Origin of the sequence: Streptomyces sp. NPDC007808 (assembly GCF_042868655.1) — a bacterium.
GTDB lineage: Bacteria > Actinomycetota > Actinomycetes > Streptomycetales > Streptomycetaceae > Streptomyces.
Map to the genome: position 1 here is coordinate 450,046 of NZ_JBIAEQ010000005.1, position 15,324 is coordinate 465,369.

General features: G+C 74.5%; 14 protein-coding genes. 3 read left to right on the forward strand and 11 right to left on the reverse strand.

Annotated features, from left to right (window positions below; translation table 11 throughout):
- Positions 1 to 63: 63 nt before the first annotated feature.
- Positions 64 to 1,278: a polysaccharide pyruvyl transferase family protein gene (locus ACFYNL_RS21230; protein ID WP_388805722.1), complete on the reverse strand. Its 1,215-nt coding sequence runs from the start codon at positions 1,276 to 1,278 to the stop codon at positions 64 to 66.
- Between the two features lie 423 nt (positions 1,279 to 1,701).
- On the opposite strand from ACFYNL_RS21230, the gene ACFYNL_RS21235 reads away from it, so the two are divergent.
- Positions 1,702 to 1,884, forward strand: coding sequence for a hypothetical protein (locus tag ACFYNL_RS21235; RefSeq protein WP_388805725.1), 183 nt, complete (start codon positions 1,702 to 1,704; stop codon positions 1,882 to 1,884).
- 89 nt (positions 1,885 to 1,973) lie between these two features.
- Here ACFYNL_RS21235 and ACFYNL_RS21240 read toward each other — a convergent pair whose 3' ends face one another.
- The 10 genes from ACFYNL_RS21240 to ACFYNL_RS21285 all read right to left on the reverse strand — a co-directional run bounded on the left by ACFYNL_RS21240 (position 1,974) and on the right by ACFYNL_RS21285 (position 12,763).
- Positions 1,974 to 3,092 (reverse strand): glycosyltransferase family 9 protein, encoded by a 1,119-nt coding sequence (locus ACFYNL_RS21240; RefSeq protein WP_388805728.1) that lies wholly within the window; start codon positions 3,090 to 3,092, stop codon positions 1,974 to 1,976.
- 12 nt (positions 3,093 to 3,104) lie between these two features.
- The gene (gene rfaE2 / locus ACFYNL_RS21245) at positions 3,105 to 4,598 is read right to left on the reverse strand and encodes a D-glycero-beta-D-manno-heptose 1-phosphate adenylyltransferase (RefSeq protein ID WP_388805731.1); all 1,494 of its coding nucleotides are present in this window, start codon (positions 4,596 to 4,598) and stop codon (positions 3,105 to 3,107) included.
- A complete protein-coding gene (locus ACFYNL_RS21250) occupies positions 4,595 to 5,329 on the reverse strand; it encodes an SIS domain-containing protein (RefSeq protein WP_388805734.1) in 735 nt (244 codons plus the stop codon). Before ACFYNL_RS21250 ends, rfaE2 begins: the two co-directional genes overlap by 4 nt.
- Entirely contained in the window at positions 5,326 to 6,561 is a 1,236-nt protein-coding gene (locus ACFYNL_RS21255; RefSeq protein ID WP_388805737.1) for a glycosyltransferase, read from the reverse strand. The genes ACFYNL_RS21250 and ACFYNL_RS21255 overlap by 4 nt, the downstream gene beginning before the upstream one ends.
- A complete protein-coding gene (locus tag ACFYNL_RS21260; RefSeq protein WP_388805740.1) occupies positions 6,558 to 7,520 on the reverse strand; it encodes a glycosyltransferase in 963 nt (320 codons plus the stop codon). The genes ACFYNL_RS21255 and ACFYNL_RS21260 overlap by 4 nt, the downstream gene beginning before the upstream one ends.
- Positions 7,517 to 8,524: a glycosyltransferase family 9 protein gene (locus tag ACFYNL_RS21265; RefSeq protein WP_388805743.1), complete on the reverse strand. Its 1,008-nt coding sequence runs from the start codon at positions 8,522 to 8,524 to the stop codon at positions 7,517 to 7,519. The genes ACFYNL_RS21260 and ACFYNL_RS21265 overlap by 4 nt, the downstream gene beginning before the upstream one ends.
- A complete protein-coding gene (locus ACFYNL_RS21270) occupies positions 8,521 to 9,048 on the reverse strand; it encodes a D-glycero-alpha-D-manno-heptose-1,7-bisphosphate 7-phosphatase (protein ID WP_388805746.1) in 528 nt (175 codons plus the stop codon). Before ACFYNL_RS21270 ends, ACFYNL_RS21265 begins: the two co-directional genes overlap by 4 nt.
- 62 nt (positions 9,049 to 9,110) lie before the next feature.
- On the reverse strand, positions 9,111 to 10,106 hold the full coding sequence (locus ACFYNL_RS21275; RefSeq protein ID WP_388805749.1) for a glycosyltransferase family 2 protein: 996 nt from the start codon (positions 10,104 to 10,106) through the stop codon (positions 9,111 to 9,113).
- On the reverse strand, positions 10,103 to 11,737 hold the full coding sequence (locus ACFYNL_RS21280) for a carbamoyltransferase (RefSeq protein WP_388805752.1): 1,635 nt from the start codon (positions 11,735 to 11,737) through the stop codon (positions 10,103 to 10,105). Before ACFYNL_RS21280 ends, ACFYNL_RS21275 begins: the two co-directional genes overlap by 4 nt.
- Before the next feature lie 33 nt (positions 11,738 to 11,770).
- Positions 11,771 to 12,763: an NAD-dependent epimerase/dehydratase family protein gene (locus ACFYNL_RS21285; RefSeq protein WP_388805755.1), complete on the reverse strand. Its 993-nt coding sequence runs from the start codon at positions 12,761 to 12,763 to the stop codon at positions 11,771 to 11,773.
- A 359-nt stretch (positions 12,764 to 13,122) separates the two neighbouring features.
- Here ACFYNL_RS21285 and ACFYNL_RS21290 point away from each other — a divergent pair, with 359 nt between their 5' ends.
- Entirely contained in the window at positions 13,123 to 13,686 is a 564-nt protein-coding gene (locus tag ACFYNL_RS21290) for a hemerythrin domain-containing protein (RefSeq protein WP_388805758.1), read from the forward strand.
- A 361-nt stretch (positions 13,687 to 14,047) separates the two neighbouring features.
- Positions 14,048 to 15,313, forward strand: coding sequence for an MFS transporter (locus tag ACFYNL_RS21295; protein WP_388806248.1), 1,266 nt, complete (start codon positions 14,048 to 14,050; stop codon positions 15,311 to 15,313).
- Positions 15,314 to 15,324 lie beyond the last annotated feature (11 nt).

A 15,324-nucleotide genomic window follows, 5' to 3' on the forward strand; every position in this document is an offset into this window, starting at 1 on the left:
GCATCTTCCCGTCGGATCGGTGGGTCGCGGGCGGCGCGTTCCGGCACAGGGGCGGGTGGTCGGTCAGGGCGTCATGGGGGTCACGGCGCCGTGCAGGTGCAGGTCCGCGGTCCTTCGTACGTCGGCGCCGCCGCCGTCGATGGAGTCCAGGAGGAAGCCGCAACGGGCGCAGGTCTCCCGGGCCAGTGCCTGCAGTCCCCGTACCCGCCTGGTCAGCTCCTCCTGCCGCCGCGGGAACTCGTCCCAGAGCCGGTCGACCTCCGCCAGGAGCAGGCCGGCCTGTTCCCGCGCCACACCGACCAGGGCGGGCGCGCCGGTACGGCGGGCGAAGTCGAAGACCTTGCCGGAGTAGGGCAGCGGCAGCACGGGCAGGCCGGTGAGCGCGGCGAAGATCACGACGTGCAGGCGCATGCCGACGACCATGTCCAGATGGCTCATGAAGCCGAGGATCTCGCCGGGGCTGTAGGGGTTGTGCAGGATGCGGCCCAGGTCCGGGGCGCTCATCCGGGACAGTACGCCGTGGGCGTGGCGGACGTCCTGGCGTTCCATCGGCACGAAGACCACGTGGGCGTCCAGGCGCCGGGCGAGGAACTCGGCGACGTCGGCCAGCAGCGCGTGGTAGTCGTCCTCGTCGAGTTTCTCCGCGGCCCGGCCCGGTTCGCGCACGGACATCCCGATCAGCCGGGTGTCGGTGGGCAGGCCCTCCTGCCGCATCATCTGCTCGGTGAAGGGCTCGGGGGTGAGCAGCAGAGCCGGGTCGGCGGTGACGGTGAGTTCGCGGTCGATGCCGACCTCCTCCAGGACGAGGCGTGACTCCTCGTCGCGCACCACCACCTCGGTCATCCGCGGCAGCACGGCACGTACGGCGTCCCGGTCGTCCGCCTCGCGCAGTGGGCCCGCGCCGACCGCGTAGGCGAAGGTGGGCACGCCCCGCTCCTGCGCCGCCCGCACCAGCCGCAGGTAGCGCCGTGCCTCCCCGTCGTAGAGGATCCCGCCGCCGCCCAGCACCAGCAGGTCCAGTCCGGCCAGGACGTCCAGGACGGGCTTTTGGGGGACGCCCTCCCAGTCGACGACCTCGTCGGCCTGCGGCTGGTGGGCGCGGGTGTGCTCGGCGTTCCGGCTGAAGACCACGAGTCGGGCCCCTGGCCGGTGGGCTCGCAGGCAGCTGAGCACACACATCAGGATCGCTTCGTCGCCGGTGTTGCACCCGCCGTACGAGCCGAGCAGACCGATACGCAGAGGGGACGAGGCGGGCGACGGGTGTGGGGTGATCGTCATCCGGAACTCCCGTTCGATGGAGCGAGCGGGACCCGCGAGCCGTCCTGGACGGCGCCGTCGCCGAGGGACTGGGGCCGGGGGTCTGGTGGGTGGCAGCGTGCCGTCGTGGCGTGGGGCCCGATTCGCCCGGGCCCTTGGGGAGAACCTCACCTCCGGCTGTCGGGGGCCGCCGGTCCGGCACGGCGGCGACGCGCAGGCGGAGGTACGTTCGTAGAGCCAGTATGGGTGCTTCCGCACCGCGCGTCCTTTCCGCCGCCGTGCCGTGCCGCCGGACGGGTACCCGCCGTGCGGGGGTGATGCGGCCGGATCGCGCCGTGTCACCGGGCGCCCGGGGGGTGCCGGTCCGGCGCTCGACGGTGCCGGGCCCCTCCCCCGCCCGAGCGGGGCCGGCCGACCGGCCCGTGCGTAGGAGGGACGATCACGATGAGCGTGAGCCACCACACCCCGTCACAGGCCGAGGGTGAGCGCGAGGAGGCCGAGACCCCGTGGGCCCACCACCCGGTGCCGGAGTACACGACGCCGTCCCAGGCGGAGGGCGAACGCGACGACGCCCCTGAGGCGACGGAGGCGGTCGCCTCTTCGGACACAGGGCCGCAGGAGACCTGACGATGCCGCTACGGGCCGTGCCCGCGTGCCGGTGAGGCGTGCGGGCACGGCCGGTAGCGGCGTGCCGCGGGAGTTCGGGCCGGTCAGGGTCACGTGGTGGTCCGGGCGGGGTTCAGCAGGCCGACGGCTGCGCCGGCCACCTCGTCGGCGCGGATGCGCAGCAGCTGCGGGTCGGGGGCGTCGCCGTGCGGGTCGCCCGGGGGGCCGGGTTTCCACAGGGCGACGTGGCGCGGGGAGCGCGGAGGTCCCCACAGGCGGGGGGAGACGGGTCCGAAGAGGGTCACGGACGGTGTGCCGTGGGCCACCGCGAGATGGGCCGGTCCGGTGTCGCCGCTGACGACGAGGGCGGCGTGGGCGACGAGCGCCGACAGCTCGTCGAACGGCAGCCCACCGCACAGCACGTCCCGCGCGGGCAGCCCGGCGCGTGCGGCGAGGTCGAGGACCAGCGCGTCCTCCGCGGGGCCGCCGCTGACGACGACTCGGTGCCCCGCGGCTCGCAACCGCCGTACGACGTCGGCGTACCGCCCGGCCGGCCAGCGGCGGGAGGCGGACTCGGCGCCGGGGTGGACGAGGACGGCGCCCGGTGCCGGGGAGGGTGCCGTGGGCGGTGGCAGTCGTACGTCGTCGGGATCGGCCGCGATGCCGTACGCGCCGAGGAAGCGGCACCAGCGCTCGCGCTCGTGCTCGTCCGGTCGCCACACGGGGGGCCGGCCGGGCCCTGGTCCGGCGAGGGGATCGCCCGCGGCGGCGAAGGCCAGGAGCCGACGAGGGCGGAGGGCGGCCAGTGCGTCGCGGCTCTCGGGACCGTTGCCGTGCAGGTCGACGGCGACGTCCGGGGGCGGCCCGGACCAGTGATCCAGCGTCGGCACGCCCCGCCCCGGCGCCTGCGCCGGCAGGACGCCGTCCACTGTCGCGGTGGCCAGCGCGGCCTCGGCCAGGGCCCGGGGCAGTGCCAGCACGATGTGGTCCCCGGGGAAGGCCCGCCGGATGCCCCGCAGCGCGGGAACCCCGGCGAGCAGGTCACCGAGCCCCAGCGCCCGCAGCACCAGGACCCGGCGCCGGCCGTACGGTCCGGTGGCCGCGGCCTCGACCGGGCCGCCCCGGGCCCCTGCCGCGCGACCGTGGACCTCCCGTGGGCGCCACCGCCCCGCCTCGGCACCGAACCCCGCCTCGGCCGCCCGGCGCCGCCGCTCCGGCGGATCGATCACCGCGGGCTCCCTTCACTCGTCACGGCGTTCGGCTACGGGCATCGGTCGCCGCCGCCCTCGTGCGGTGGCCGGCGTCAGGGGTGTGGAGGGTGGTCGTGGGGTCAGGGCCGCTCGCTCGGCGATGCCTGTGGTGGAGCGGCCGTCGAGGTACGGGAAGAGGACGACCTGGCCTCCCCAGCTCTCCACGAGGGGCGCCTCCGGCAGGCGTTCGAGGGCGTAGTCGCCGCCCTTCGCCCAGATGTGCGGGCGCAGTTCGGCGAGGAGGCGTTCCGGTGTGTCCTCGTCGAACACGGCGACCGCGTCGACGCACTCCAGCGCGCGCAGGACCCGAATCCGGTCGGCCTCGGGGACGAGCGGCCGGCCGTCGCCCTTGCGGCGGCGCACGGACGCGTCGGAGTTGACGCACACCACCAGGCAGTCACCGGTGCGCCGGGCGGCCTGCAGCAGCGCGACATGACCGGCGTGCAGCAGGTCGAAGCAGCCGCCGGCGGCGACGACGGTTCCGCCCGCCGCCCGTACCCGGGCGGCCGTGCGCAGGGCGTCGTCCGTGGGCGCGTCCTGGGGCTGGGGGGCCGTCGTTCCGGTGGCCGTGGTGGCCGTGGCAAGGGACCGTACGCCGCCCTCGGCGACATAGCGGGTGGCGGCGTGCACGGCCGCGCGGACGGCCGTCTCGGCGAGTTCGCCGTCGGCGAGCAGCCCGGCTGCGGTGGCCGCGAACCGGTCACCGGCCCCGCACGCGTCGCCCTCGGCCGTGACCGGCGACGGCACGAGCAGCGGCGTCCCGCCGTGCGACAGCAGGGCTCCGCGTCCGCCGAGCGTCACCGCCACGGATGCCACCCGCCATGCCCGTACGAGCCGGCCGGCGTCCTGGGCGGCCGTGCGCAGTTCGCCGCGGGGTCCGCGCTGCTCGGTGTCGTCGCGGTCCTCGGTCCGGTCCGCGAGGGCATGTGCCTCGGCGGCGGACGGCGTCGCCAGCCGTGCGCCCGGCACCGGTGGCATGCCCCGGGGATGCGGGTCCCAGACGACGGGTATCCGCGCCGCCGCCCCGGCCAGCGCCTCGCGCAGCACGTCGGCGGTGCCGCGGCCGTAGTCCGAGACGAGCACGGCGTCCGCCTCGGTGATGGCTCGGACGGCCTCGTGCGTGGATTCCCGGGCCCGTCCCTCGCCGTCGTCCAGGCGCAGCAGCGGCCGGCCGTCCGCGAGGACGCGGGTCTTGCTGGACAGGGCGCCGTCGAGCGGGAGTTCGACCAGGTGCACACGGTCGGTCAGGAGGTCGCGCAGGGCCGCACTGTCCGGGTCGTCGCCGAGGGCGGTGATCAGCGTGACCGGCCGCCCGTCGGCGGCGGCGAGGCAGGCCGTGAGCGCGGCCCCACCGGGGCGGGTGGCGCGCCGGGTGCCGCTGACGACCGGTACCGGCGCGTCGGGGGCGAGGCGTTCGACACGGCCTGAGACGTCGTGGTCGAGCAGGGCGTCCCCGACGACCAGCAGTGCGGCCGGTGCGGTCATGTGCCGTCCTCCTCCAGGAGCAGCGCCCAGGACGCACCGGGCCGTTCGTCGGGGCGGTGGTGCTCCTCCGGGGCGCCGCCGGTGGCGACGGACCAGTACCGCCGGTCCGTCGTGCCGGGCCGGGCGGCGCCCTCCCGGTTGCGCCGGTGCGCCGTCTCCCGTCGTGCGACCGCCTGGTCGAAGGTCTCGCAGAGCATGTGGACGGCCACCAGGTGCAGCTCCTGCACCGTCGCCGAGGTCGCCGCCTCGACGCAGAGGGCCTCGTCGGCGGCGTCCGCGAGCGGGTTCGGTGCCGGGCCGGTCAGGGCCAGCACGGTCATGCCGAGGCGGTGGGCCTCGCTCGCCGCGACGAGGAGGTTGGCGCTGGCGCCGCTGGTGGACAGCAGGGCGAGGACGTCCGCGGCGCGGCCGTGCGCGGCGACCTGGCGGGCGAAGATCTCCTGGACGCCGTAGTCGTTGGCGATGGCGGTGGTGGAGGAGGTGTCGGCGTGCAGCGCGAGTGCGGAGAACGCCGGGCGGTCGTCCCGGTAGCGGCCGACCAGCTCGGCGGTGAGGTGTTGCGCCTGGGCCGCGCTGCCGCCGTTGCCGGCGACGAGGAGCCGGGAGCCGGAACCGAGACGGGAGGCGAGCAGGGTGCCCCAGTGCCGGAGCACGGGCCCGGCGTAGCCGCGGAAGCCCTGCAGCGCCCGCATCAGGTCGTCGCAGTGTGTGACGTCGGTGGCGAGTTTCATCGGACGGCTCCCGACAGCGAGGGGACGGTGGAGACGGCGCTGTAGGCGCGGGTCACGCCGTCGGCGACGCGGTCCCAGGTGTAGTGGGCCAGGACGCGGCGGCGTCCGGCCGCGCCGTAGCGGGCGAGCAGCGTCGGGTCGGCCAGCAGGCGGCGGACGGTGTCGGCGATGTCGTGGTCGTCGTCGGGCGGTACGAGGACACCCGTGACGCCGTCGACGACGGTGTCGAGCTGCCCGCCGACGGCCGTGGCGAGGACGGGCGCGCAGCAGGCCATGGCCTCGACCGGCACGATGCCGAACGGTTCGTAGCGGGGCAGGGACAGCACGAGGTCCGCGCCGGACATCAGCCCCGGCATCTCCTCGCGGCTCACCCCGCCCAGCAGCCGTACCCGGTCGGCGACACCGCACTCGTCGGCGATCGCCCGCAGCCGCTCGGCCTCCGGCTCGGCGAGCAGCAGGGCGGCCTCGGGCCCCCCGGCGACGAGGAGTTCGGCGTCGGGGACGTCGGCCAGGGCGCGGATGGCGCGGTCGAAGCCCTTGCGGGGGACGAGCCGGCCGACGGCGAGGAGGCGCCGGGGCGCGCCGGCGGGTCTGCGCGCCGCGGCGACCGGGGCGAACCGCACGGGGTCGACGCCGCAGGGGACGACCGAGATGTGTCGCCGCGGCAGGCCCATGGCCTGGAGTTCGGTGACCTCGTCCTCGCAGGTGGCGATGATGCGGCTGCACTCGCGGCCGATGGCGGTCTCGATCGCGATGCGGTCGGGCGGGCTGGTGTCGGCGGCGCCCTGATGGCGCTTCTTGACGGTGCCGAGCGCGTGGTAGGTCTGTACGACGGGCACGCCGAGGTCGCGGGCGCCGGCGAGCGCCGCCCACCCGGACATCCAGAAGTGGGCGTGCGCCACGTCGGGCGGTTCGGCCGCCCACCGCCGGGCCAGGAACTCCCCGAACTCGGGCATGTAGGGCGGGAGTTCGTCCTTGGGTATGGGCGCCGCCGGTCCCGCGGGCACGTGCACGACCTTGAATCCGTCGGGCACGGTGACCTGTTCCGGCAGCCGGGGGTCGTCACGCCGTGTGTACACGGTGACCTCGTGTCCGCGGCGGACCAGTCGCCCGGCGAGTTGCGCCACGTAGACGTTCTGTCCGCCCGCGTCGGGTCCGCCGAGCGCGGCCAGCGGACTGGCGTGCTCGGAGACCATGGCGACACGGCCGGCCGAAGGGTGGCTGGTGCTCATCGGGTGACCTCCTTGATCAGACGCTCCCAGTCGTCCCGGAAGCGCCGCTCTCCGTAGCGGGCCTGTGCCGCGGCCCTGGCGGCCTCCCCTGTCAGCCGGGCGTCCACGGGGTCCGCGAGGAACCCGCGCATGGCGTCCCGCAGTACGTCGAGCCGGTTGGACACCACCCCCGCTCCCTCGGGGACGGCCTCGCGCACCTCGGTGGTGTCCAGGGCGACGACGGGCATCCCGAGGAACATCGCCTCCAGCAGGGACAGTCCGAGGGACGTCCACCGGACGGGGTGCAGGTACATGCGGCAGCGCGCCATCGCCGGATGCAGGCTGCTCTGGGGCAGATCGCGGCTGCGCAGCCGGTCGGACGGGAGGTGGAGGTGGTCCCCGAGCCCTTCGGTGCGCATGCCGAAGACGTCCAGCGGCACGGCGCGCGCGAACTCGGGCAGCAGGTCCGTTCCGGTCGTACGGCCGCGCCGCAGGGGCTCGTTGACGACGACCGCGGCGCGCGGCTCCTGTCCGGTCCACAGGTGTCCGGGGTCGATGACGCCGTGCTCGATCACCGTGGTCGGGGCCCGGCCGCTGTCCCACATCAGGCGGTTGAAGTGGGTGACGTGCACGAGCGTGATGTCGGTCCGGTCGGCCAGCGGGTGCCGGGTGTCGACGGGTGTGGCGTGCGGGCTGTTGTGCTCGACGTAGACGGCGGGTACGTCGACGCCGGGACGGCGCCCGGTCCACCGACGGGCGAGTTCGAGTTCGTGCGGCCGTTGCAGCACCATCAGGTCGATGTCGGCCTCCCGCAGCTCGGCGGGGCTCAACTCCCTTACGGTGGGCGGCCACTGCCATGTCCGGGCGCGTCCGAGGCCGTCGGGTCCGCGGTCGGGGGTCACGGGGACGAGGAAGTCGTACGCGCCCTGCACGAACGACGTCAGCCACGAACCGTGCACATGCCACACGAGGATGTTCATGCGTCCTCCTTGAGCAGTCTGCGGACCGCGCCCACCACGTCCTGCCCGGTGACCTCCTCCAGGCAGGGGTGACCGGGCACGGGACACCGCCGGGCGCGGCTGTCCGCGCAGGGCGCGCGCTGGTCGCCGAGGACGACGCTCGGCACTCCGTACGGCGCCCAGCGCTCCGCCGGGACCACGGGGGCGAACAGCGACACGACCGGCGTGCCGACGGCGGCGGCCAGATGAGCCGGTCCGGTGTTGCCGCACACCACCACGTCGGCGGTGCGCAGGATCCCGGCGAGCGTGCGCGGTTCGGTGCGCCCTCCGAGGTCCACGGCGATGTCGCCGCTGACCTTCCGGGTCAGGCCGATCTCGTCGGGGCCGCCGGTGACCACGACCCGGTGCCCGGCCTCGGCGAGCGACTCGACGGCCTCGGCGCAGCGTTCGGGGCTCCAGGCGCGGGCCGGTGCGCTGGCTCCGGGGTGCAGCACGACGTACGGGCCGTTGCCGGTCAGCGCGATGGTGTCGGGCGGCGGCAGGACGCGCAGCAGGCCGTCGTCACCGGCGGGCGGCTCGAAGCCCATGGCGGCGGCGGTGTCGAGGGCGGCCTCGGCCTCGTGGCGGCCGGGGAGCCGCCGGTGGCGCACGTCGAGGAGGCGGCCCGGGTGGTCGGTGCTGTCGGCGCCGATGTACGGGACACCCGCCAGGCGCAGCAACAAGGCCGTGGGCAGGGGGCTCTGGTGGAACGAGGTCAGGACGAGGGCGGCGTCGAACGCCGCGTCCTTCAGGCGTCGTACGAGGCCGTCGACGCCGGCTTCCTGGACGGTGGGCGCGTCGAAGCCCTCCCAGGGGGCCTCCCACACGATCACGTCGTCGACGCCGGGCAGCAGGCGGGCGGCGGGTTCACCGCGCGGGCCGCACACCATGGTGACGTGGGAGGAGTGCGCCGCGACGGCCCGGACCGCGGGTCCGGCGAGCAGGACGTCGCCGAAGCTGTCGAGGCGTACCACCAGGCTCTTCACGGGCGATCACCCCGCCTCTCGGCGAGGAGCCGCCGGACCGCCGTGAGCAGGTCGGGGGCGGTGTCGGGTGCCGTGGCGACCTCGTACGGCAGGGTGGCCGCGTTGGGCACGAGAACGCCCCGGGCGCCGGCGGCGCGGGCCGCCTGGACGTCGGCCGCGATGTCACCGATCACCACGCAGTCCGACGGGTGCACTCCCAGCCGCCGGGCGGCCTCGACGACCAGTCCGGGGCGGGGCTTGCGGCAGGAGCAGCCGGCGTCGGGCGCGTGCGGGCAGTGGACCCAGGTGTTGAGGCCGCCCAGCAGGGTGTCCGCCCGGTCGTTGACGCGGCGGACGTCGGTCTCGGTGAGCAGTCCGCGGCCGATGCCCGACTGGTTGCTGACGACCCCGGTCGGGATGCCGGCGGCGCGCAGCAGGTCCAGTGCCTGTCGGACGCCGGGGAGCGGGTGCACCCGGGTGGGGTCGGCGTTGTAGGGGACGTCCTCGACGAGGGTTCCGTCGCGGTCGAAGAGGACGGCGGCCACGCGGCCGCGGTGACGGCGGCCGCGCGTGGGTCCGTGAAGGCTCGTGCCCGTTGCGCGCCGTGTCACGGTGTGCTCCTGAGGGGGGTGGCCCGCCGGTGGCGTATCAGCCCGCCGACCCAGTGGCGCACGGCGAGCGGCGGGATGACCACGCTGGTGGCGATCATGGTGGTGATCTCATGCGAGGTGCGGGGCCCGGGCTTGATACGGGCCAGGGCGAACTCGGCGGTGCCGAGGGCCCACAGGCCAGCGGTGGCCCGGGCGGCGCGGCGACGGCCGGCCAGCGCGAGGGCGGGGGTGGCGAGCGCGAGGGACGTCACGAGCGCGTGCCGGGGCAGCCTGCCGCGCGGGGCCCGGGCGTGCGCCCACCAGTGGGGGCCGTGCAGCCGGGTCATCAACGCGTCGTCGGCGTTGCCGCGTTGGGCCCGCACCGAGACCCAGCGGTCGGCGCCGCGCACCGGGTGGCGGGTCGTTCGTTGTCCGCGGCGCAGCATCCACCCGGCGTCGCGGACGCGCAGGGCCAGGTCGGCGTCCTCCCGGAAGGCCCGGGCGAACCGTTCGTCGAAACCCTGGACGTTCGCGAGCGCCTCGGTGCGGTAGGCCATGTCCGCCGTGGCCCAGGCGGCCTGTTCCAGTCCGGCGGTGCCGCGTTCCCAGTCGGTGGGCCGGCGGTCCTCGGGCAGCGGGACGCGCAGGCGTCCCTGGACGCCGCCGGTGGCGGGGTCCGCGGCGGCGAGGTCGTCGGCGAGCCGAAGGGACCAGTCGGGCAGCACCTGGACGTCGTCGTCGAGGAAGACGGTCCAGGGTGAACGGACCGTGCGCCAGCCCTCGTTGCGGGCGGCCGCCGGGCCCCTGCCTCCCGTGCTCAGGGTCTTCAGCGGCAGGTCGCCGGCCGCTTCCAGGGGCAGTGGGCCGGCGGGGTCGGGGCGGTCGTCGACCACCACGACCGCCTCGGGTGGGTGGTGGGGCGCGGCCTCGGCGAGCGCGCGCAGGCAGTCGGCGAGGCAGGGCCGTCCGATCGTGGGGATGACGACGGAGTAGGCGGGCGCGTCGGCCGTCATGCGAACACCTTCTTCCGCCGGATCGCGAACGGGCCGAGGGCGAGCAGGTCCACGGGCGCCGAGCCGAAGCACTCCAGGGCGTCCCGGGGGTCGTCCACCATGGGCCGTCCGGCGGTGTTGAGGCTGGTGTTGACGACGACGGGCAGGCCGGTGAGTCGTTCGAATCCCTCGATCATGCGCGCGACCAGAGGTTCGTCCCGGCGGTCCACGGTCTGGATCCGTGCGGTGCCGTCGACGTGGACGACGGCCGGGATGCGGTCCCGCCACTCCTCGGCGACATCGTGGACGAACAGCATGTAGGGGCTCGGCAGCGGCCCGTCGAAGAGCTGAGCGGCACGCTCGGCCAGCACCATGGGCGCGACGGGGCGGAACTCCTCGCGGCCCTTGACGGCGTTGAGGCGTTCGAGGTTCGCGGCGCGGCCGGGGTGGGCGAGCAGTGAGCGGTGCCCGAGCGCCCGGGGCCCGTACTCGCTGCGGCCCTGGAACCAGGCGACGATGCCGTCCCCGGCGAGTTCGGCGGCCACGGTCTCGGCGATGTCGTCGGGTTCCTCGTAGGGCACGGCCGCGCGGTCCAGCCGGTCCCGCAGTTCGTCGTCGCTCCAGTCGCGGCCGAGCGCCGCGGTGGGCATCGCCTCCACGGCCTCCTTCTGGTGGGCGACGTGGAGCGCGGCGCCGAGCGCGGTGCCCGCGTCCCCCGCGGCGGGCTGCACCCAGACGTGGCGGAACGATGTCTCACGGTGCAGCCGGGTGTTGGCCACGCAGTTGAGGGCGACGCCTCCCGCGAGGGTGAGCGCCTCCTCGCCGGTACGGTCGTGCAGCCACCGGGCGAGGCCGAGCAGGACCTCCTCCAGGCAGGTCTGGGCGCTGGCGGCGAGGTCGGCGTGGTCCTGCGTCCAGTCGGCGCCCGCCGCACGTGGGGGGACCAGCGACGCCCACGGGACGGGGCGGGCGCGGAAGCCGCCGTCGCCGTCCGGGTGGACGTACTCGCGCAGCCGGTCGAGGAAGCGGGGCGTGCCGTACGAGGCGAGCGCCATCACCTTGAACTCGTCGCTGCTGCGCAGGAATCCGAGGTGCTGGGTGAGGTCCTCGTAGAACAGGCCCATCGAATCGGGCAGCGACTGCGAGCCGAGGACGGTGAGTTCGCGGTTCGCGTACCGTCCGGCCAGGTGCGAGCCGCATTCGCCGCGGCCGTCCAGCACCAGTACGGCGCTGTCGGGGTACGGGGCGGCCTGTCCGGCCGAGGCGGCGTGGGCGACATGGTGGGCGACGAAGCGGACCTTGCCGGGGTCGAGTCCGGGCAGGGCCTCGGCGAGGAACCCCGGGGCGCGGCGGGCGTATTCCTGACGCAGGTGGTCCCAGGGGTCGTTCAGACCCAACTGATCTGCCGGGCGGGCGAGTTCGGGGTCGTACGAGTAGGCGACCGCGTCCAGGTCGGCCGGGGTCAGGCCGGCCCGGTCCAGGCACCATCGGGCCGAGAGTTCGGGAAGTTCCCAGGCGGAGAAGGGCAGGGGGCGCTTGCCGTGCTTGCGCCGGCTGAAGCGTTCCTCCTCGGCCGCCGCCACGATCCGGCCGTCCACGACGAGGGCGGCGGCGGGGTCGTGGAAGAGGGCGTTGATTCCCAGGACGCGCATGCGATGCCTCCGTACGGTGTGCGGGTGGGGCGGTCAGTCCTGTGGGCGGGGATCGCACGCCGAAGACTCCGTGGCGAAGTAGGCGATGGTCTGCTTGACGCCCTCCTCCCAGGGCACCCGGGGCGTCCAGCCGAGCAGTTCACGCGCCAGGCCGGTGTCCGGGCGGCGGCGCTGCGGGTCGTCGGTGGGGCGGTCGACGTACACGATCGGCGAGGAGGAACCCGTCAGCTCGACCACCCGGTGGGCGATCTCGCGGACGGTGACCTCGTCGCTGCCGCCGATGTTGACGGGGCGGACCGAGTGGCTCGCCGCCACGAGCAGGATCCCGTCGACGGTGTCGTCCACGTAGCACAGCGACCGTGTCTGACGGCCGTCGCCCGCCACGGTGAGCGGTTCGCCGGCCAGTGCCTGGCTGACGAAGGTGGGAACGGCTCGCCCGTCGTGCGCGCGCATGCGCGGCCCGTAGGTGTTGAACAGGCGCACGATGCCGGCGTTCGCGTCCTTCACCCGCACATGGGCGGTGACCAGAGCCTCGGCGAACCGTTTGGACTCGTCGTACACGCTGCGCGGCCCGACCGGGTTGACGTTGCCCCAGTAGTCCTCGCGCTGCGGATGCCGCAGCGGATCGCCGTACACCTCGGAGGTAGAGGCCAGCAGGAACCGGCACCGGTCACGCTCGGCGACGGCCAGCATGTTGCGGGTGCCGAGGCTTCCCACGTCGAGCGTCTCCAGGGGCAGCCGAAGGTAGTCGGCGGGTGACGCGGGGCAGGCGAAGTGCAGGACCAGGTCGTAGGGCCCCGGGAGCCGCTGGGGGGCATCGGGTGCCGAGACGTCGCATGCGACGAACCGGAAGCCGCGGCGGGCTTCGAGGTGTACGACGTTCTCACGCGAACCGGAGCACAGGTTGTCGGCGCAGTCGACTTCGACCTCCGAATCCAGCAGGCGCTCGCACAGATGACTGCCGAGGAAGCCGGCACCGCCGGTCACCAGGGCACGTCGCCATGTACATGTCGAAGATGCACTCATGGGTCTTCCTTCGTCCACGCACGAGGACGCCGGGGAACCGGCGCACACCACACACCGACAGGCGCGGCACAGGAGGTTTCGGAGAACCGCGGAAGGCTTCGGCGCGCCTTCCCCCGGCTGTTGGCGAGAGTGAAAGAACTGGTCGCGGATGGCGCCCGGCGGAAGTGCCCGCGCCCGCGGTCGTCCGTTCCCGACGACGCACGACCACGGGGTTCCCGGGGCGTGCTGGTTTCACACGTTGATTCCTACTATGCGTCGGTCCGTGGATGGTCGCGACTTCCGTGTGAGTCCGCCGACCGCGGGCACTCGGAGCCGGCGGCGGCCCACCCGGGGCGCCGCTGAGGCTGGAGGTGAAGGACATGGGTCATGGTGGGAACGTCATCGACGAGCTGGTGACCGATCACCGCGAGGTCGAGGAGCTCTTCGGCCGGATCGAGGCGCTTCCGTCCGGTGACAAGGACCGCAAGGTGTATGCCGAGCAGGTCACCATGGAGCTGGTGAGGCACTCGGTCGCCGAGGAGGAGTACCTCTACCCGGCGGTGCGGGAGCATGTCGCGGGCGGGGACACCCTCGCGGACAGGGAGATCGAGGATCACTCCAAGGCCGAGCGGCTCATGAAGGACCTGGAGGGGTGCGAGGCCGGCGATCCGGAGTTCGACCGACTCGTCGGGATGTTGATGACCGAGGTCCGCTCGCACATCGCGGACGAGGAGCAGAACCTCTTCCCCAGGCTGCGCGCGGCATGTCCGCCCGAGGCGCTCGACCAGCTCGGCGACAAGGTGCGTACGGCGAAGAAGATGGCTCCGACGCGCCCGCATCCGGCCGCCCCGGACAAGCCGCCCGCCAACAAGCTCCTGGCCCCCGGAGCGGGCCTGGTGGACCGTATGCGCGACGCGCTGAGCGGTCGCGGCAAGAAGGACTGACCCGGGCCGGGAGACACGGCCGTGCTGTCCGGCCTCCCGGGCTCCTGTGAGCAACCACACTCGACCGGCAAATACGGGATTCTCCCGGGCAGTTGACCCCCGGGACGGCGGCGCGACAGGGCGGGCGCCGTCGTTCCGGGGGTCCGGTCTGCCACGATGGTCCGCGCCGTGACCGACTCGGTGGAACCGCCGCGCAACGCAGCCGGCGATACCGGTTCCCCGGTCCCTCCTCGACTAGCCAGGTTCCGGGTACCGCACTGTGTCTCTCACCCCTGCCCTGCCCCCGTCTGCGCCGAACACCGCCTCCGTCCCGTCCGACGGCGAGTCCCGCTCGCCCTGGCGGTCGCTGAGGTACCGCAGCATGCGCTGGTGGTCGGTCGCCAACTTTTTGTCGAACGCCGGCACCTGGATGCAGCTCACGGTGCAGAACCTGCTCGTCCTGCAGATCACCGGCTCGGCGGCGGCGACGGGCCTGTCGATGTCCGTTCAGGCCGCCCCCGCCCTGTTCATGAGCCTGCTGGGCGGTACGGCGGTGGACCGCTGGCCCCTCAAGCTGACGGCCGCCGTCAGCCAGGCGCTGCTCGGCGCGGTGGCCTTCACCACGGCCCTGCTGGTGGCGCTGGGCGGGCTGGACATGACGTCCCTGATGGTGCTGGCCGCCGTCACCGGCATCATCGCCACCGTCGACGGGCCCGCGTGTGCCCTGCTGGGCAACGACCTCGTTCCGGTGGCGGACGTGCCCTCCGCGATCGGTGTCGGCTCGCTGGTGCACAACGCGGGCCGGCTCGTGGGCACCGCCCTGGCCGGTGTGACGGTCGCCTTCCTCGGCACAGCCGCCGCCTATGCCGCGAACGGCCTGTCGTTCCTGTTCGTGGCGTCGGTGATTCCCTTCCTGCGTCCGGCGCCCGGCGCGGTGCGCCACGCCGCGCAGGTGCGTTCCGTGCCGCGGCCCGGCGACGGCACACCCTCCGCGCCGGACATGACCATGCGCCAGGGCCTGCTCTTCTTCCTGCGCCGCCCCCGTCTGGTCGCGCTCGCCGCGGTCACCGGGGTCAGCTCGGTCTTCGGCCGCAACTACGGCCTCACCCTGGCGGTGCTCGTCACCGGGCCGCTCGCGGGCGGGGCGGGGTCCTTCGGCACGGTCTCCACGGTGCTCGCCGTCGGCGGCATCCTGGGCGCGGTCCTCGGCGCCCGGTTGCGCAGGCCCTCCGTCCGGCTGGTGGGCACGCTGGCGGCCGCGGGCGGTCTGCTGCAGGTGGCGGCGGGGCTGTCCCCGTCGCTGGCCGTGCTGCTGGTGCTGGTGCTGCCGATGGCAGTGGTGGAGTCCGTCTCCGACACCGCAGGGACTTCCGTCCTCCAGACCGACCCTCCGGCCCACCTGCGGGGACGCGTGCTCGGCGTCTGGAGCAGCATCGGTACCGTCTGGGGACTCGGCGGCCCTCCGGCCCTCGGCCTCCTCATGGAACTGGCCGGCGCCCGCGGCGCCCTGGTCACCGGCGGTCTGATCATCGCCGCCACCATCGCGGCGGGCCTCACCCTGCGCGCCCGCCGAACCCCGACGCCGACGACCCTGCCGACGAAGGAGGGCGACGTCACGGGGCGGGCGGCCCTGGGGACGGCTGCCTGACGGGACGGCTG

What these genes read in the sequence shown, in the direction of transcription:
- ACFYNL_RS21230 (WP_388805722.1), bottom strand. Translation starts at nt 1,278, where the DNA reads ATGACGATCACCCCACACCCGTCGCCCGCCTCGTCCCCTCTGCGTATC.
- ACFYNL_RS21235 (WP_388805725.1), top strand. Translation starts at nt 1,702, where the DNA reads ATGAGCGTGAGCCACCACACCCCGTCACAGGCCGAGGGTGAGCGCGAG.
- rfaE2 (WP_388805731.1), bottom strand. Translation starts at nt 4,598, where the DNA reads ATGACCGCACCGGCCGCACTGCTGGTCGTCGGGGACGCCCTGCTCGAC.
- ACFYNL_RS21250 (WP_388805734.1), bottom strand. Translation starts at nt 5,329, where the DNA reads ATGAAACTCGCCACCGACGTCACACACTGCGACGACCTGATGCGGGCG.
- ACFYNL_RS21255 (WP_388805737.1), bottom strand. Translation starts at nt 6,561, where the DNA reads ATGAGCACCAGCCACCCTTCGGCCGGCCGTGTCGCCATGGTCTCCGAG.
- ACFYNL_RS21260 (WP_388805740.1), bottom strand. Translation starts at nt 7,520, where the DNA reads ATGAACATCCTCGTGTGGCATGTGCACGGTTCGTGGCTGACGTCGTTC.
- ACFYNL_RS21275 (WP_388805749.1), bottom strand. Translation starts at nt 10,106, where the DNA reads ATGACGGCCGACGCGCCCGCCTACTCCGTCGTCATCCCCACGATCGGA.
- ACFYNL_RS21280 (WP_388805752.1), bottom strand. Translation starts at nt 11,737, where the DNA reads ATGCGCGTCCTGGGAATCAACGCCCTCTTCCACGACCCCGCCGCCGCC.
- ACFYNL_RS21285 (WP_388805755.1), bottom strand. Translation starts at nt 12,763, where the DNA reads ATGAGTGCATCTTCGACATGTACATGGCGACGTGCCCTGGTGACCGGC.
- ACFYNL_RS21290 (WP_388805758.1), top strand. Translation starts at nt 13,123, where the DNA reads ATGGGTCATGGTGGGAACGTCATCGACGAGCTGGTGACCGATCACCGC.
- ACFYNL_RS21295 (WP_388806248.1), top strand. Translation starts at nt 14,048, where the DNA reads ATGCGCTGGTGGTCGGTCGCCAACTTTTTGTCGAACGCCGGCACCTGG.